Here is a 15,048-nt window from a genome sequence, read left to right on the forward strand (position 1 = left end):
GAGGCAGGATGGGGACATGAACCGTCTCGGCGCGTCCACCAGCCCCTACCTGCGTCAGCACGCCGACAACCCGGTGCACTGGCAGGAGTGGACCGAGGCCGCGCTGGCGGAGGCCGCCGAGCGCGACGTGCCGATCCTGCTGTCCATCGGCTACGCCGCGTGCCACTGGTGCCACGTCATGGCGCACGAGTCCTTCGAGAACGAGGCCATCGCGGCGCAGATGAACGCCGGCTTCGTCTGCATCAAGGTCGACCGCGAGGAGCGCCCCGACCTCGACGCGATCTACATGAACGCCACCGTCGCCATGACCGGGCAGGGCGGCTGGCCCATGACCTGCTTCCTCACCCCGTCCGGCGAGCCCTTCTACTGCGGCACCTACTACCCGCCCGAGCCGCGGAACGGCCAGGCGAGCTTCCCGCAGCTCCTCGAGGCCATCACCGACACCTGGCGCGACCGGCGCGACGAGGTGAGCCGGGTGTCCGGGCAGGTGGCCGAGCACCTGCGGCAGGCCTCCGCCGGCCTGCCCGACGGTGCCGCCCCCTCCGCGGACGACCTGGCCGGCGCGGTTCGCGCGATCTGCGCCGACGAGGACCCGTCGGGCGGCTTCGGGCGCGCCCCGAAGTTCCCGCCGTCGGCCACCGTCGAGGCCCTGCTGCGGCACCACGAGCGCACCGGCGACCCCGCGTCCTACGGCGTGGCCGTGCGGTGCGCCGAGGCGATGGCCCGCGGCGGCATCTACGACCAGCTCGCCGGCGGCTTCGCCCGCTACGCCGTGGACGCCGACTGGGTGGTGCCGCACTTCGAGAAAATGTTGTACGACAACGCCCTTCTGCTCCGCTTCTACGCGCACCTCGGACGGCGGACCGGCTCGCCGCTCGCGCTCCGCGTGGCCGACGAGACCGCCGATTTCCTGATCCGCGACCTCGGAGTCGACGGTGGTGGGCTCGCCTCCTCGCTCGACGCGGACACCGTCGTCGACGGGCACGGCGTCGAGGGTGCGACGTACGTGTGGACGCCCGCGCAGCTCGTCGACGTGCTCGGCGAGGCCGACGGTGCCTGGGCCGCCGAGGTTTTCGCCGTCACACAGGGCGGCACCTTCGAGCACGGAACCTCCACTCTGCAACTGCACGGCGAGCCCGACCCGGTGCGCCTCGCCGACGTGCGCCGCCGCCTCTACGACGTCCGGGTGCAGCGCCCGCAGCCCGGCCGCGACGACAAGGTGGTCACCGTCTGGAACGGCCTCGCGATCACCGCCCTGGCGGAGGCCGGCCGGGTCGACGATGCCGAGGCGGTCGCGCGGTACGTCCTCGGAACCCATTGGGACGGTGCACGACTGCGCCGCAGCTCGCTCGGCGGCGCGGTCGGGGAGGCCGACGGGATGCTGGAGGACTACGCCGCCCTCGTCACCGGGCTGCTCGCGCTGGAGCAGCGCACCGGCGGATCTGTCGCGGACGAGTCCGACTGGGCCGCAGCGGCGGCCGCGATCCTCGACGCCGCGATCGAGCGTTTCGCCGACCCGGCGGCGGACGGGAGCTGGTACGACGCCCCGTCGGACGGCGAGGCGCTGCTGACCCGCCCGCGCGACCCGGCGGACGGTGCCACCCCCGCAGGCGCGAGCCTCATCGCCGAGGCCCTGACGTACGCGGAGGTCCTGCTCGGGGAGCGCTACGCCCCGCTCGCCGCGGCGACCCGGGCCCGCTCGGGGGAGCTCATCCGCCGGGTGCCGCGCGGAGCGGGTCACCACCTCGCCGTCGCCGAGCAGGCCGCGGCGGGGCTGCAGATCGCCGTCGCCGACGGGGCGGGCGCCGCCGCGCTGGTAGCGGAGGCGCGACGGTTGGCCCCCGGCGGCGCGGTAGTCATTGCCGGAGCTAAGGATTCGCATCCGCTGCTGGAGGGCCGTGGGCCCGTCGACGGTCGGGCGGCGGCCTACGTCTGCCACGGCACCGTCTGCTCCCTGCCGGTCACCGACGGTGAGACGCTCGCCACAGAGATCGCCCGGTAGCTGTGCTATGTTCGGCTCGTGGGTATGAACGCGTATTGGCGATTTACGTCAGGCTCCGGGTGGGCCTGGGGTGAGTCGCGCACGCGTCGATAGACACCCTACGAATCCGGAGCCGAAGGCAGCGAGATCACTCGCTGCCTTTTTCTATGGCACCGGAAGGGATCTGGTGCCGCCACCAGGAAGGTTTCTCATGACCATCGAACTCGATACACCGGCGTCGACATCGAATCGTCGGGTCTCGGCGTTCCACGCGATCCCCTCGCCCGCGCAGTTGCGCGACGAGCTGCCGCTCGCGCCCCGTCTGGCCGCCCAGGTCGAGGCCGACCGCGCCGCGGTCGCCGACGTCATCGCGGGCCGTGACCAGCGGCTTCTCGTCGTCGTGGGCCCCTGCTCCGTGCACGACCCCGAAGCCGCCCTCGACTACGCCCGGCGGCTCAAGCCCATCGCGGACGAGCTGGCCGAGGAGCTGCTCGTCGTGATGCGCGTGTACTTCGAGAAGCCGCGCACCACGGTCGGGTGGAAGGGCCTCATCAACGATCCCGGCATGGACGAGAGCTACGACGTGCCCCGCGGCCTGCGCACCGCCCGGCAGCTGCTGCTCGACATCCTGGAGATCGGGCTGCCCGTGGGCTGCGAGTTCCTCGAGCCGACCAGCCCGCAGTACATCGCCGACACCGTCGCCTGGGGCGCGATCGGCGCGCGCACCACCGAGTCGCAGGTGCACCGCCAGCTCGCGTCCGGTCTGTCGATGCCGATCGGCTTCAAGAACGCGACCGACGGCAACGTCTCCGTCGCGATCGACGGGGTGCAGGCCGCCGCGGCCCGCCACGTCTTCTTCGGCACCGACGACGAGGGCGCCGCCGCCGTGGTCGAGACCGTCGGCAACGACAACTGCCACATCATCCTGCGCGGCGGCCGCGGCGGGCCGAACTTCGACGCCGCCTCCGTCTCCGCCGCCGTCGGTGCGCTGGAGAAGGCCGGCCTCGCCCCGTCGGTGATGGTGGACTGCTCGCACGCCAACTCGGGCAAGGATCACGTCCGCCAGGCCGAGGTCGCGCGCGAGGTCGCGGCCCGGCTCGCCGCGGGGGAGAAGGGGATCTCCGGCGTGATGCTCGAGTCCTTCCTCGTCGCGGGCGCGCAGCAGCCCGGCCCCGGGCCGCTCGTCTACGGCCAGTCCGTCACCGACAAGTGCATGGACTTCGGTACCACCGACTCGGTGCTGCACGACCTCGCCGCCGCGCTGCGCTGAGCGGGGTGGTTCACGAATTCGTGTTCTGGAGAGGTGCGAGTGCACAGGCGCACGTGTGCCTCGGCAGAACACGAATTCGTGAGCCGACAGGGGCGCAGTAGATTTGCAGACGTGGCGATCACACCGGACACCAAGGACTGGACCTGGGTCATCGAGCGGCCGTGCGCGGCCTGCGGATTCGACCCGTCGACCGTCCGACGTGACGACGTCGCCGACCGAATCGCGCGGTCGGCCGTCGGCTGGGACGCGGCGCTCGCCCGCCCGGAGGCCCGGGACCGGCCCGACGAAGCGACCTGGTCGGTGCTCGAGTACGGCTGCCACCTGCGCGACGTGCACCGGATCATGCGTGAACGCCTGGGGCTGATGCTGGCCCAGGACGGCGCGGCGTTCGCGAACTGGGACCAGGACGTGACCGCCGTCGAGGACGCCTACGGCGAGCAGGACCCCGCCACTGTCGCCGCGGAGCTGGCCGCCGAGGCAGCGGCCTTCGCCGCCGCCTATCGCACCGTGGGCGACGACGACTGGGCGCGGACCGGCCTGCGCTCCAACGGCTCCGCGTTCACCGTCGAGTCGTTCGCGATCTACGCACTGCATGATCTGGAGCACCATCGGGTGGATGTGGGCCTGGCCGCGCGTCCCGCCGACTGAGCACGATCCCCGCGAGGACGATCAGCCCACCCAGTGGCTGATTCCACGCCGGCCGTTCACCGAGGACCGCGACGCCCAGCACGACGCCGACGACCGGCGTCAGGTAGGTCACCGTTGCCGCTGCGGCGGCGCCCCACGCCGCGACGATGTTCGTGTTCCACAGGTACGCCAGGCCCGTGCCGAGGGCCCCGAGCGCGAGCATCGCGGAGATCACGCGGGGCGTCGCGCTCGCCGGGTGCGGGTCGGCGACCAGCACCCACGCGTCGATGATCGCCGCCCCGATGCCCACCTGGTACAGCGCGACCGACGGGGCCCGCAGCGCGAGCGGGGTCACGAACCGGCGCAGGTACACGAAGGCGATGCCGTAACTCGCGGTGGCCGCGAGACACGCGAGCTGCCCCGAGACCGCTCCGGACCCGCCCGACGCCCAGGGCGCCAGCACCACGAGGACGCCCGCGAAGCCCACGCCGAGGCCCGCCAGTTGGCCGGGTGTCGGCCGCTCGGAGCGCAGCGCCACACAGGTGACCAGCACTGTCATCAGGGGCGTCGTCGCGTTGAGGATGCTCGCGAGCCCCGAATCGATCCGCTCCTCCGCCCAGGCGAAGAGGGTGAAGGGCACGACGCACAGCGTGACCGCGACGATCGCGATGTGCGCCACGGCCCGCGGCTCCCGGATGAGCGGCGCCCGCGTGCCGACCGCGACGACGGCGAGCGTGAGTGCGCCGATCGTCATGCGCGCGGCGGTGACCTGCGTGGGAGACAGCCCGGCGAGCCCCTCCTTGATGAACAGGAAGCTCGAACCCCACGCGATGGCGAGGGCGGCGAACTGCAGCGGGATCGTGCGCATGCGTCGATCCCATCCCGGGCGGCGACCCGGCGCTGGCGGGAATCGGTCGGATCGCTCGCGCCCTCGCCCCGACGGTGCGCCGGCGGCGGCGATACGGTGAGGGGCCACCGTCCCCGTCCCGAAGCAGGAGCAGTCATGGCTGAAGTCGCCGTCGTCACCGGAGCGAGCAGCGGGATCGGGGCCGCCACCGCGCGGCACCTGGTGCGCGCGGGGTTCGACGTCGTGATCGGGGCCCGCCGCGTCGAGCGGCTGGAGGCGCTCAAGGCCGACATCGAGGCCCAGCATCCCGAGCGGATCGTCACCGCGCTGCCGCTCGACGTCTCGGACGTGGACTCGGTGAAGGACTTCACCGACGCCATCGAGAAGGTCGACGTGCTGGTCAACAACGCCGGCGGCGCGCTCGGCGTGGACCGGATCGAGACCGCCGACGAGGCCGACTGGTCGCGCATGTACGACATCAACGTCCTGTCGATCCTGCGGGTCACCCAGGCGCTGCTGCCCAAGCTGCGGGCGTCGCCGGCCGCGAGCGTCGTGACCATCGGGTCCGTCGCCGCGCTCGAGGCCTACGAAACCGGCGCCGGCTACAACGCCGCCAAGCACGGCGCCCGCGCGGTGACCCGCGTGCTGCGCCTGGAGCTCAAGGGCGAGCCGATCCGCGTCATCGAGATCGACCCGGGCCTCGTGGAGACCGAGTTCTCCGTGGTCCGCCTCGGCGGCGACCAGGCCGCGGCCGACAAGATCTACGAGGGCGTCGACAACCTCACCGCCGACGACATCGCCGACGCCGTGACCTGGACCGTCACCCGCCCGCCGCACGTCAACATCGACTCGATTCAGATCATGCCCCGGGACCAGGTAGCCGCGCGCAACGTGCACCGCCGCACCTAACGATCACCACGATTCGAACGGTTCCGATGCGGATCGCCGCCTGACAGAGTTTCCTGTTCGTGTGCCCACTGGGGCGCCGGAGAGGAATTCATGGCAGGGGAGCCCCCGCTACTGAGGGTCAAGAACGCCGTCATCGAACCGCTGCCGCTGGCGGTCAGGTCGTGGCTCGTCCGGATCGTCGCGCTGGTCGCCTTCGTCGCCGTCTGGTGGCTGGTGAGCGGACTGCGGCTGATCGACGAGACCTTCCTGCCCACGCCGAAGGCGGTCTGGGACGCCGCGGTGCGCGCGAGCACCTGGCATCAGGTGGCGCCCGGCGTGCCGCGCGAGGTGCTCGGCGAGCAGAACTACTTCCTCTGGGAGCACCTCGTCGCCAGCCTGCAGCGGATCTTCGCCGGCGTCGGCGCGGCGATCATCATCGGCCCACTGCTGGGCTTCGCGATGGGCACCTCGACGACGATCAACACGATCATCGAGCCCTACCTGAACTTCCTGCGCGCGCTGCCGCCGCTGGGCTACATCGGCCTGCTCATCGTATGGTTCGGCATCGGCGACACGTCGAAGATCTGGCTGCTCTTCCTCGCCGCCTTCCCGGCCATCGCGATCTCGACCGTCAACGGCGTGCAGGGCGTGAGCCAGGACCAGATCAACGCCGCCCGCGCGCTCGGCGCGAACCGGCTGCAGACGATCCGCGGCGTCATCGTCCCGGCCACGCTGCCCGAGGTGATCAACGGCATCCGCATCGCCGTCGGCTTCGCGTGGACCACCGTCGTCGCGGCCGAGCTCAACAACGGCATCCCCGGCGTCGGCGGCCTCGCCTACCTCGCCGGCCAGCAGCTCAACACCCCGCTGACCATCGCCTGCATCATCGTCATCGGCGTCACCGCGCTCCTGCTGGACTCGCTCATCAAGTGGATCGGCCTGCTGGCCGTCCCGTGGAAGGGGAAGGCATGAACCGCCTGAAGCGCCTCGCGCGCACGGCGCTCGTGGCCGGCACCGTCGGCCTCACCCTGACCGGCTGCATCGTCGAATCCGGCCGGGCGGAGCAGTCCCGCTCCATCGGCGGGACCACGGCGTGCCCCGTCGACCCGGACCCGACGGTGCGCGGCACCGTCCGGATCGGCTGGCAGGAGATCCCCAACGGCGATCTCGTCGTCAAGGACACCGGCCTGCTCAAGACGTGCCTGCCCAACGTGAACGTCGTGTGGAGCAAGTTCGCCTCGGGTGGCGACGTCATCCAGGCGTTCGGCGCCAACAGCCTCGACGTGGGCCTGCTCGGCAGCGCGCCCGCCGCAAAGGCGCTCAGCGCGCCGCTGAACATCGACATGAAGGTCATCTGGATCCAGGACCGGATCGGGGCCGCGGAATCGCTGGTCGCGAAGGATCCGGCGATCAAGACCGTCGGCGACCTCAAGGGCAAGAAGATCGCGGTGCCGTTCGCGTCGACCGCGCACTACAGCCTGCTCACCGCCCTGGACAAGGCCGGCGTCACCGACGCGCAGGTCATCAACCTGGCACCCGACGCCATCCGCGGCGCGTGGAACGGCGGGCAGATCGACGCCACCTACATCTGGGAGCCGACGCTGAGCCAACTCGGCGGCACCGCGCTCACCACCAGCGCGCAGGTCGCCGAGCAGGGCGCGCCGACGTACGACCTCGAGGGCGCCCGCGGCGACTTCGTGAAGAACAACCCGGGCTTCCTCAAAGCCTGGACCGCCGCGCAGGGCTGGGCCGCGAACCTGCTGAACACCGACCCGAACAAGGCCGCCGAGCACATCGCGGGCCAGCTCGGCGTGCCGTTGGACCAGGTGCTGACCCAGATCAAGGGTTACGCCTACTTCGACGCGAAGACCCAGGGCGGCCCCGACCACCTGGGCGGGCAGCTCGGCGCCGACATCCGCCGGACCGCCGAGTTCCTGCTCCAGCAGGGCCAGGTGCAGGGCGTGGGCCCGGCGCAGCACTACACCGACGGCGTCTACGCGGCGGCCGCACAGGGGGGAACGAAGTGACCGGCACGGAACGCGTCGAGCTGACCGGGCTCGGCAAGACCTACGACACCGCCAGCGGGCAGACCGTCGCGCTGCAGCCCACGGACCTGACGATCGAGCCCGGGGAGTTCGTCTCCATCGTCGGGCCGTCGGGCTGCGGCAAGACGACCCTGCTCCGGCTGATCGCCGGCTTCGAGGACCCGACGGAGGGCGTCGTCGAGGTGGGCGGCGCGCGGGTCACGGCACCGTCGGCCGACCGGGGCGTGGTGTTCCAGGCCCCCACCCTGTACCCCTGGCTGACGGTGCGCGGCAACGTCGAGTTCGGGCCCAAGGTGAGCGGCGTGGGCAAGGCCGAGAGACGCGAGCAGGCGCAGAAGCTGCTCGACCTGGTGGGCCTCGGCGACTTCGGCGACAAGCGGCCCTACGAGCTGTCGGGCGGCATGCAGCAGCGCGCGCAGATCGCCCGGGTACTCGTGAACGATCCTGCGATCGTGCTCATGGACGAGCCGTACGGCGCCCTCGACGCGCTGACCCGCGAGCGGCTGCAGGTGGACCTGCTCAAGATCTGGCGGGAGGCGGGCAAGACCATCGTCTTCATCACGCACTCCGTCGAGGAGGCGGTGTTCCTGAGCACCCGCGTGCTGGTGATGAGCGCCCGGCCGGGCCGCGTGGTGATCGACCGCAAGGTCGAGCTGCCGGGCGACGGGCCCGACACCGTGCGCGACCCGTCGGTGACCGGAACGCCCGAGTTCCAAGCCCTGCGTACGGAGCTCGCCGCCGCGATCTACGCCGCACACGGCTGAACCTCAGCGGGCGCACAGGTCGCGCGGCGTAGTGTTGCCACCGTGGTGAGTGCCCCCAAACTGCCCGTATCGCTGCCCACGGACGCGGCCCGCAAGCTCGTCTCGCCGGCCTACGCGCTCTACGAGCGACGGCTGGTGAACGAGCTCACCAACGCGTACCGCGACGGGGCGCAGCGGCCGCGGCACGTCGCCGTCCTCTGCGACGGCAACCGGCGCTGGGCCCGCGCCGCCGGGTTCAGCGACGTGAGCCACGGCTACCGCATGGGCGCGAAGAAGATCGCCGAGATGCTCGAGTGGTGCGACGAGGCGGGCATCGAGCTCGCCACGATCTACCTGCTCTCCACCGAGAACCTCCAGCGCGATCCCGACGAGCTCGCTGCGCTGCTGGAGATCATCACCGACGTCGTCGAGGAGATCTCCGGCCCGGACAAGAACTGGTCGGTGAAGATCGTCGGCGCGATGGACCTGCTGCCGCCCGACGCCGCGCGCCGGCTCACCGCCGCCGCCGAGGGCACCAAGGGCCGGACGGGCACGCACGTCAACGTGGCCGTCGGGTACGGGGGCCGCAAGGAGATCGTCGACGCCGTGCAGTCGCTGCTGCGCAGCGAGCTCGCCGAGGGGATGTCGGGGCAGGAACTGGTGGACGCGGTCACCGTCGAGGGGATCGACCAGCACCTCTACACGAAGGGGCAGCCCGATCCCGACCTGGTGATCCGGACGTCGGGGGAGCAGCGGCTCTCCGGGTTCCTACTGTGGCAGAGCGCGTACAGCGAGATCTGGTTCACGGAGGCCTACTGGCCCGAGTTCCGTCGCGTCGACTTCCTGCGCGCCCTGCGCGACTACGCCGCGCGGCACCGTCGTTTCGGGGCCTGAGGCCGGTCCCACCTGCGTCGATCGGCCGAGTGAGGGGCGATCGCGAAATTTCTATCACCAACTCCTGGTGACGCGCGCCACTCGCTGTTACGATTTAAATATCAGTCGTAACATCGAGGAGGCGGGCATGACCCAGCTGGCGACACCCGAGAGCCGTACCGACCCCGTCCGAGTGCCCGAGCGCTACGGACCCCGATCGCAGTTCGTCGACCCCCTGGGGATGAGCGGCACCGTCGCCGGGCAGTGGTCCTTCCTGCCGATCAACGGCGCGGCGTTCGTGATGCAGCTGATGCATCCCGTGATCGGCGACATCGTGGGGGAGTACAGCGTGGCGTACACCGACCCGGTCGGCCGCGCCATCCGCTCGATGGACTCCGTGCAGCGCTGGTACTTCGGCGAGGACACGGCCATCGAGGAGGGCTACCGGCTGCGCGCCCAGCACCGGCCGCTGCAGATGCGCAACGCCGCGGGCAAGCACATCAGTGCGCTCGACCCCGAGGCCTACGGCTGGGTGATCGCCACCGGCACGATCACCGGGATCGACTCCCTCCCGCGCAGCCTGGGCCGGCCGCTCACCGACGCGGACGTCCTCGAGATCTTCGACGACTCGCGCAAGATCGCCGCGATCGTCCAGGTGCCCGACGGTGCCGTCCCCTGGGAACCGGACGCCTTCGCGCGGTACTACGAGGACATGCTCCCGAAGCTCATCGCGCATCCCGGTGCGCTGCGATTCCTCGACGACTTCGCGCACGGCCATCCTCCGCTCCCGCCCGAGGCGGGCCCCTTCCTGCGCGCGATCGAACCCGCGCTCACGCCGCTCGGGGTCTCCGTGAACCGGGCCGTGTACCTGCTCACCGTGGGCGTGCTGCGCCCCGAGATCCGCGAGATCCTGGGCGTGACGTGGAGCCGCCGGGAGGACCTCGCCTATCGCGGCGTCACCGCTGCGATCCGCCAGGCCTACAAGGTGATCCCCGAGCGCGTCGGCTACACGCCGCTGGCCTACTACGCCCGTGGGAAGGCGCGCGCGCTGCGCGCGATGAAGCAGCGGGATCTCCCGGACTTCACCGCCTTCCAGCGCGAGCGCGCGTCCGCCGCGGGCTGCCCGTTCGGCTGAGCCGCGCGGCCGTCGGCCGGGTCACCGCACCAGGGGGACGAGCGCCGCGCGGGCGTAGGCGCGCGCGGCGTCGTCGTCCTCGAGATCAAACGGTGCGGGCGCGATCGCGAAGCACGCGGCCGTGATCCGGACCAGCGCGTCGGCCCGGATCTCGGTATCGCCCGCGGGCACGTTCCCGGCCTCCTGCTCCTGGGCCATGATCGCGGTGATGAACCGGATGCCGTGGCCGACGGGATCGAGGCGCTCATCGGCGAACAACGCGGCGCGCTCGTCGGGCGACGAGGTGGGCAGGAGGGAGCGGCCGAACCGGCAGCACAGCACGAAGACCTCCTGGATCCGCTCGGCGACGTCGGGAGTCGCCGCCACCACGTCCATCGTCTGCGCGAAGAGGCGGTTCAGGGACCAGGCGAGCGCGGCGGCCAGGATCTCGTCCTTGGAGCCGAAGCGGCGGAACAGCGTCATCCGGCTCATTCCGCACTCGGCGGCGATCGCCTCGACGGTGGTGCGCCGGGTCCCGGTGGCCCCGAGGACCTTCAGCGCCGCGCGGTAGACGCCGGCATCGGCGTCGCTGACGTCGGTGTGCGCACCCGCCTGGAGCAGCAGCTCGGACAGGGACGCTCCGGGGCGGGTCATGACCATCGATCCTAGGCGCGACGGTGCGCCGCGGGGCGCGGACCGTCAGAGCTTGCGCAGCCGAACGCGGTTGATCGAGTGGTCGGAGTCCTTGCGCAGCACCAGCGTCGCGCGCGGGCGCGTGGGCAGGATGTTCTGCACCAGGTTCGGGCGGTTGATGCCCGCCCAGATGCCCTCGGCCCGGTCGCGCGCCTCGGTATCGGAGAGCCCGGCGTAGTGATGGAAGTGCGAGGCGGGGTCCGCGAAGGACGTCGTCCGCATCGACAGGAACCGGTCGACGTACCAGCGCTCGATGTCCTCGATCCGCGCGTCGACGTACACCGAGAAGTCGAACAGGTCCGAGACCATGAGCCGCGGGCCGGTCTGGAGCACGTTGAGCCCCTCGACGATGAGGATGTCGGGCCGGCGGACGTGGATGAACTCGCCGGGCACGATGTCGTAGAGCTGGTGCGAGTACATGGGCGCCGTCGCGTCCTCCGCGCCCGACTTCACCGTGGTCACGAAGCGGAGCAGCGCGCGCCGGTCGTAGGACTCGGGGAAGCCCTTGCGGTGCATGATGCCCCGTCGCTCCAGCTCCGCGGTGGGGTGCAGGAAGCCGTCGGTGGTCACCAGGTCCACGCGGGGGTGCGAGTCCCAGCGCGCGAGCAGCGCCTGCAGCACGCGGGCCGTCGTGGACTTGCCGACCGCGACCGAGCCGGCCACGCCGATGACGAAGGGGACCTGCGCGTTGTGCCGCTGCTCGCCGAGGAAGGTCGCGGTCGCGGCGTAGAGCCGCTGCCGCGCGGCGACCTGCAGGTGGATGAGGCGGGAGACGGGGAGGTAGACCTCGGCGACCTCGGCGAGGTCGATCTGCTCGCCCAGGCCGCGGAGGTCGGACAGGTCCGCCTCGGTCAGCGACAGCGGCGTCGACTGTCGGAGCTCGCGCCACTGAGCGCGGTCGAGCTCGATGTACGGGCTCGGTTCGCTCACCGGACGAGGCACCCCGCGTCAGACATGCCCTCTAGTCTGGCACGCATGGAGGAGCTGAGCGTCACCGACCGTTACCTGCGGCTCGGCCTGCGGTTCGACCGCATCGAATCCGGATTCGTGGACGCCTACTTCGGCGACCCGGCGCACCGTCGGGCCGTGGAGGCCGAGGACGCGCCCGACCCGGCCCGGCTCGCCGCCGAGGCCCGCACCCTGCTGCGCGATGTCGCGGCCGAGGCCTCGCTGACCCCGCAGCGACGGGAGTTCCTGGCCGGGCACGTCGCGGCGCTCGAGTGCTCGGCGCGCAAGTTCGACGGTGCGCCGATCGGCTTCGTCGACGAGGTGAAGGCCTACTTCGACGTCGACATCGCGCTGGGCGACACGGCCGACTACGAGGCGGCGCACGCCGCCCTCGACGAGCTCCTGCCCGGGTCGGGCCCACTGCAGCCCCGCATGCAGGCGCAGCGCGACCGCTTCCTCGTGCCCGCCGAGCGCGTCCCGGAGGTGGTCGACGCCCTGGCCGGTGCGCTGCGCGACGTCGTGCGCGAGCGGTATCCCCTGCCGGACGCGGAGACGGTGCGCTTCGAGATCGAGCACGACAAGCCCTGGTCCGGCTTCAACTACTACCTCGGCGACTACACCTCGCGGGTCGCGGTCAACGGTGACCTGCCCCAGTACCTCTCGGGGCTGCCCCACCTCATCGCGCACGAGGCCTACCCCGGGCACCACACCGAGCACTGCCGCAAGGAACACCTCCTGGTGGCGGGGGAGAACCAGCCCGAGCAGACGATCTTCCTGGTCAACACGCCGCAGTGCCTCATGGCCGAGGGGCTGGCCGACCACGCGCTCGGCGCCGCGATCGGCCCCGGCTGGGGCCGCTGGGCCCAGGAGATCTACGCCGACCTCGGCCTGACCTTCGACGGGGAGCTCGCCGAGCGGATCGCGGCGGCCTCGTCGGGCCTGCTGCACGTGCGACAGGACGCCGCGCTGCTGCTGCACGACCAGCACGCGAGCGAGGACGACGTGGCCGCCTACCTGCAGCGCTGGGGCCTCATGGCCGAGCGCAGCGCGCGGCAGTCGCTGCGCTTCGTCGGCTCGCCGCTGTGGCGGGCGTACATCAGTACCTACGTCGAGGGCTACGCGCTGCTCGGCACCTGGCTCGATCGCGCCGATTCCGGGCCCGCGCGGCTCGACCGGTTCGGGAGGCTGCTCGACGAGCCCCTCACCCCGTCTGCGCTGCGGCGGGAGCTCGCGGCTTAGGATGACCGCATGAGCGATTCCAGCGTGAACTCCGCGTCCCTGGCCGAACTCGATCCCGAGGTCGCGGCCGCCATGAACGGCGAGCTCGCGCGGCAGCGCGACACGCTGGAGATGATCGCCTCGGAGAACTTCGTGCCGCGCGCCGTGCTGCAGGCGCAGGGGTCCGTGCTCACCAACAAGTACGCCGAGGGCTACCCCGGCCGCCGCTACTACGGCGGCTGCGAGTACGTCGACGTGGTCGAGGATCTCGCCCGCAACCGGGCCAAGGAGCTCTTCGGCGCAGACTTCGCCAACGTCCAGCCGCACTCGGGCGCGCAGGCCAACGCGGCCGTGCTGCAGGCGCTCATGGAGCCGGGCGAGACGCTCATGGGCCTCGACCTCGCGCACGGCGGTCACCTCACGCACGGCATGCGCCTGAACTTCTCCGGCAAGCTCTACGAGAACGTCTTCTACGGCGTCTCCAAGGAGGACCACCGGGTCGACATGGACGAGGTGCGCAAGATCGCCCTCGACACCAAGCCCAAGGTGATCGTCGCCGGCTGGTCCGCGTACCCGCGGCAGCTCGACTTCGCGGCCTTCCGCTCGATCGCCGACGAGGTGGGCGCCCACCTCTGGGTCGACATGGCGCACTTCGCCGGTCTCGTCGCCGCGGGCCTGCACCCCAGCCCCGTCCCGCACGCCGACGTCGTGTCGAGCACCGTGCACAAGACCCTCGGCGGCCCCCGCTCCGGCATCATCCTGGCGAAGCAGGAGTGGGCCAAGAAGCTCAACTCCGCGGTCTTCCCCGGCCAGCAGGGCGGCCCGCTCATGCACGTGATCGCGGCCAAGGCCGTCGCACTCAAGGTCGCGGGCACGGAGGAGTTCCGCGAGAAGCAGCAGCGCACGCTCGACGGTGCCAAGATCCTCGCCGACCGCCTGAACGGCAAGGACGTGGCCGACGCCGGCGTCACCGTCCTCACCGGCGGCACCGACGTGCACCTCGTGCTCGTCGACCTGCGCAACAGTGATCTCGATGGCCAGCAGGCCGAGGACCTCCTCCACGAGGTGGGCATCACCGTCAACCGCAACGCCGTGCCCTTCGACCCGCGCCCGCCGATGGTCACCTCCGGCCTGCGGATCGGCACCGCCGCCCTCGCGAGCCGCGGCTTCGGTGAGAAGGAGTTCACCGAGGTCGCCGACATCATCGGCACCGCCCTCGCGCAGGGCAAGGCCGCCGACACCGCAGCGTTGCGCGCCCGCGTCTCCGCCCTGGCGCTCGAGGTCCCGCTGTACGAGGGCCTCGAGGACTGGGGACTGCTCTCGCGCTGACCGGCGACGCCGGGGGAGGGATCGTCGGATGAAGCGGACGGGCGTGATCGCCGGGATCGCGACGGTCCTCGCCGTGGCCGCCGTGGCGGTCGTCGTGCTGCTGGTCACCCGGTCCGGCTCCGACGAGAACGTCGAGTGCAGCGGCCGCGTCTACAGCGGGGGCCATCCGGCCATCGTCTACGGACAGGGCCTCACCAGCCGCGCGACCGCGACGCCCACGACACAGCCCGACGGGCGGCCCGCACAGCGGGCGATCACGCTCGGAGTCGGCCGATCGGAGCAGCTCGCCGGCCGGGCGGCCGACTACACCGTGATCGGCCCCGCCGGGGTCGTGGACCTGGCGGATCGGGAGGTCGCGGCCGCGTCCGACGGCTGCCGGATCACCCAGACCGATCGGTACGTCGAGGTGACCGGCCGCGCGCCCGGCGTGGTCGCGGTCGCCGGGGTCGTCGTCACCGTGGTTTGAAGGCCG

At 71.6% G+C, this 15,048-nt stretch carries 15 protein-coding genes; 12 read left to right on the forward strand and 3 right to left on the reverse strand.

Annotated features, from left to right (window positions below; translation table 11 throughout):
• Positions 1-16 precede the first annotated feature (16 nt).
• From BLW32_RS06830 to BLW32_RS06840, 3 genes are all read left to right on the forward strand, one after another.
• On the forward strand, positions 17-2,002 hold the full coding sequence (locus BLW32_RS06830) for a thioredoxin domain-containing protein (RefSeq protein ID WP_068741040.1): 1,986 nt from the start codon (positions 17-19) through the stop codon (positions 2,000-2,002).
• A gap of 190 nt (positions 2,003-2,192) precedes the next feature.
• Positions 2,193-3,251 (forward strand): 3-deoxy-7-phosphoheptulonate synthase, encoded by a 1,059-nt coding sequence (locus BLW32_RS06835; RefSeq protein WP_068741041.1) that lies wholly within the window; start codon positions 2,193-2,195, stop codon positions 3,249-3,251.
• 111 nt (positions 3,252-3,362) lie between these two features.
• Entirely contained in the window at positions 3,363-3,899 is a 537-nt protein-coding gene (locus tag BLW32_RS06840) for a DinB family protein (RefSeq protein WP_082791308.1), read from the forward strand.
• Here BLW32_RS06840 and BLW32_RS06845 read toward each other — a convergent pair.
• Complete coding sequence (locus tag BLW32_RS06845) at positions 3,811-4,746, reverse strand: DMT family transporter (RefSeq protein WP_068741043.1); 936 nt, start codon at positions 4,744-4,746, stop codon at positions 3,811-3,813. The two genes, BLW32_RS06840 and BLW32_RS06845, sit on opposite strands and share 89 nt — an antisense overlap.
• 135 nt (positions 4,747-4,881) lie before the next feature.
• On the opposite strand from BLW32_RS06845, the gene BLW32_RS06850 reads away from it, so the two are divergent.
• From BLW32_RS06850 to BLW32_RS06875, 6 genes are all read left to right on the forward strand, one after another.
• Positions 4,882-5,634 (forward strand): SDR family NAD(P)-dependent oxidoreductase, encoded by a 753-nt coding sequence (locus tag BLW32_RS06850; RefSeq protein WP_068741044.1) that lies wholly within the window; start codon positions 4,882-4,884, stop codon positions 5,632-5,634.
• A gap of 90 nt (positions 5,635-5,724) precedes the next feature.
• Complete coding sequence (locus BLW32_RS06855; protein WP_068524423.1) at positions 5,725-6,585, forward strand: ABC transporter permease; 861 nt, start codon at positions 5,725-5,727, stop codon at positions 6,583-6,585.
• Positions 6,582-7,640, forward strand: coding sequence for a taurine ABC transporter substrate-binding protein (locus tag BLW32_RS06860; protein WP_068524424.1), 1,059 nt, complete (start codon positions 6,582-6,584; stop codon positions 7,638-7,640). The genes BLW32_RS06855 and BLW32_RS06860 overlap by 4 nt, the downstream gene beginning before the upstream one ends.
• Positions 7,637-8,422, forward strand: coding sequence for an ABC transporter ATP-binding protein (locus tag BLW32_RS06865; RefSeq protein ID WP_068524425.1), 786 nt, complete (start codon positions 7,637-7,639; stop codon positions 8,420-8,422). The genes BLW32_RS06860 and BLW32_RS06865 overlap by 4 nt, the downstream gene beginning before the upstream one ends.
• Positions 8,423-8,494: 72 nt before the next feature.
• Complete coding sequence (locus BLW32_RS06870; protein WP_102103236.1) at positions 8,495-9,295, forward strand: isoprenyl transferase; 801 nt, start codon at positions 8,495-8,497, stop codon at positions 9,293-9,295.
• A 127-nt stretch (positions 9,296-9,422) separates the two neighbouring features.
• Positions 9,423-10,409, forward strand: a complete 987-nt coding sequence (locus tag BLW32_RS06875) for an oxygenase MpaB family protein (protein WP_068524426.1) — start codon at positions 9,423-9,425, stop codon at positions 10,407-10,409.
• Positions 10,410-10,430: 21 nt separating this feature from the next.
• Here BLW32_RS06875 and BLW32_RS06880 read toward each other — a convergent pair whose 3' ends face one another.
• A complete protein-coding gene (locus BLW32_RS06880) occupies positions 10,431-11,042 on the reverse strand; it encodes a TetR/AcrR family transcriptional regulator (protein ID WP_068741045.1) in 612 nt (203 codons plus the stop codon).
• 45 nt (positions 11,043-11,087) lie between these two features.
• Positions 11,088-12,023 carry a type I pantothenate kinase gene (coaA, locus tag BLW32_RS06885; RefSeq protein ID WP_068524428.1) on the reverse strand — a complete coding sequence of 312 codons (936 nt, stop codon included), beginning with the start codon at positions 12,021-12,023 and terminating at the stop codon, positions 11,088-11,090.
• Positions 12,024-12,056: 33 nt separating this feature from the next.
• Here coaA and BLW32_RS06890 point away from each other — a divergent pair, with 33 nt between their 5' ends.
• Genes BLW32_RS06890 through BLW32_RS27435 form a run of 3 tightly spaced genes read left to right on the forward strand, consistent with a single transcriptional unit; the run spans position 12,057 to position 15,042 of the window.
• Positions 12,057-13,268, forward strand: coding sequence for a hypothetical protein (locus tag BLW32_RS06890; RefSeq protein ID WP_068741046.1), 1,212 nt, complete (start codon positions 12,057-12,059; stop codon positions 13,266-13,268).
• Between the two features lie 9 nt (positions 13,269-13,277).
• Positions 13,278-14,576, forward strand: a complete 1,299-nt coding sequence (glyA, locus tag BLW32_RS06895) for a serine hydroxymethyltransferase (RefSeq protein ID WP_068524430.1) — start codon at positions 13,278-13,280, stop codon at positions 14,574-14,576.
• A 28-nt stretch (positions 14,577-14,604) separates the two neighbouring features.
• On the forward strand, positions 14,605-15,042 hold the full coding sequence (locus tag BLW32_RS27435; RefSeq protein ID WP_068741047.1) for a hypothetical protein: 438 nt from the start codon (positions 14,605-14,607) through the stop codon (positions 15,040-15,042).
• The last annotated feature ends 6 nt before the right edge of the window (positions 15,043-15,048 follow it).

The sequence above is a fragment of the Tsukamurella tyrosinosolvens genome, from assembly GCF_900104775.1.
GTDB classification, from domain to species: Bacteria; Actinomycetota; Actinomycetes; order Mycobacteriales; family Mycobacteriaceae; genus Tsukamurella; species Tsukamurella tyrosinosolvens.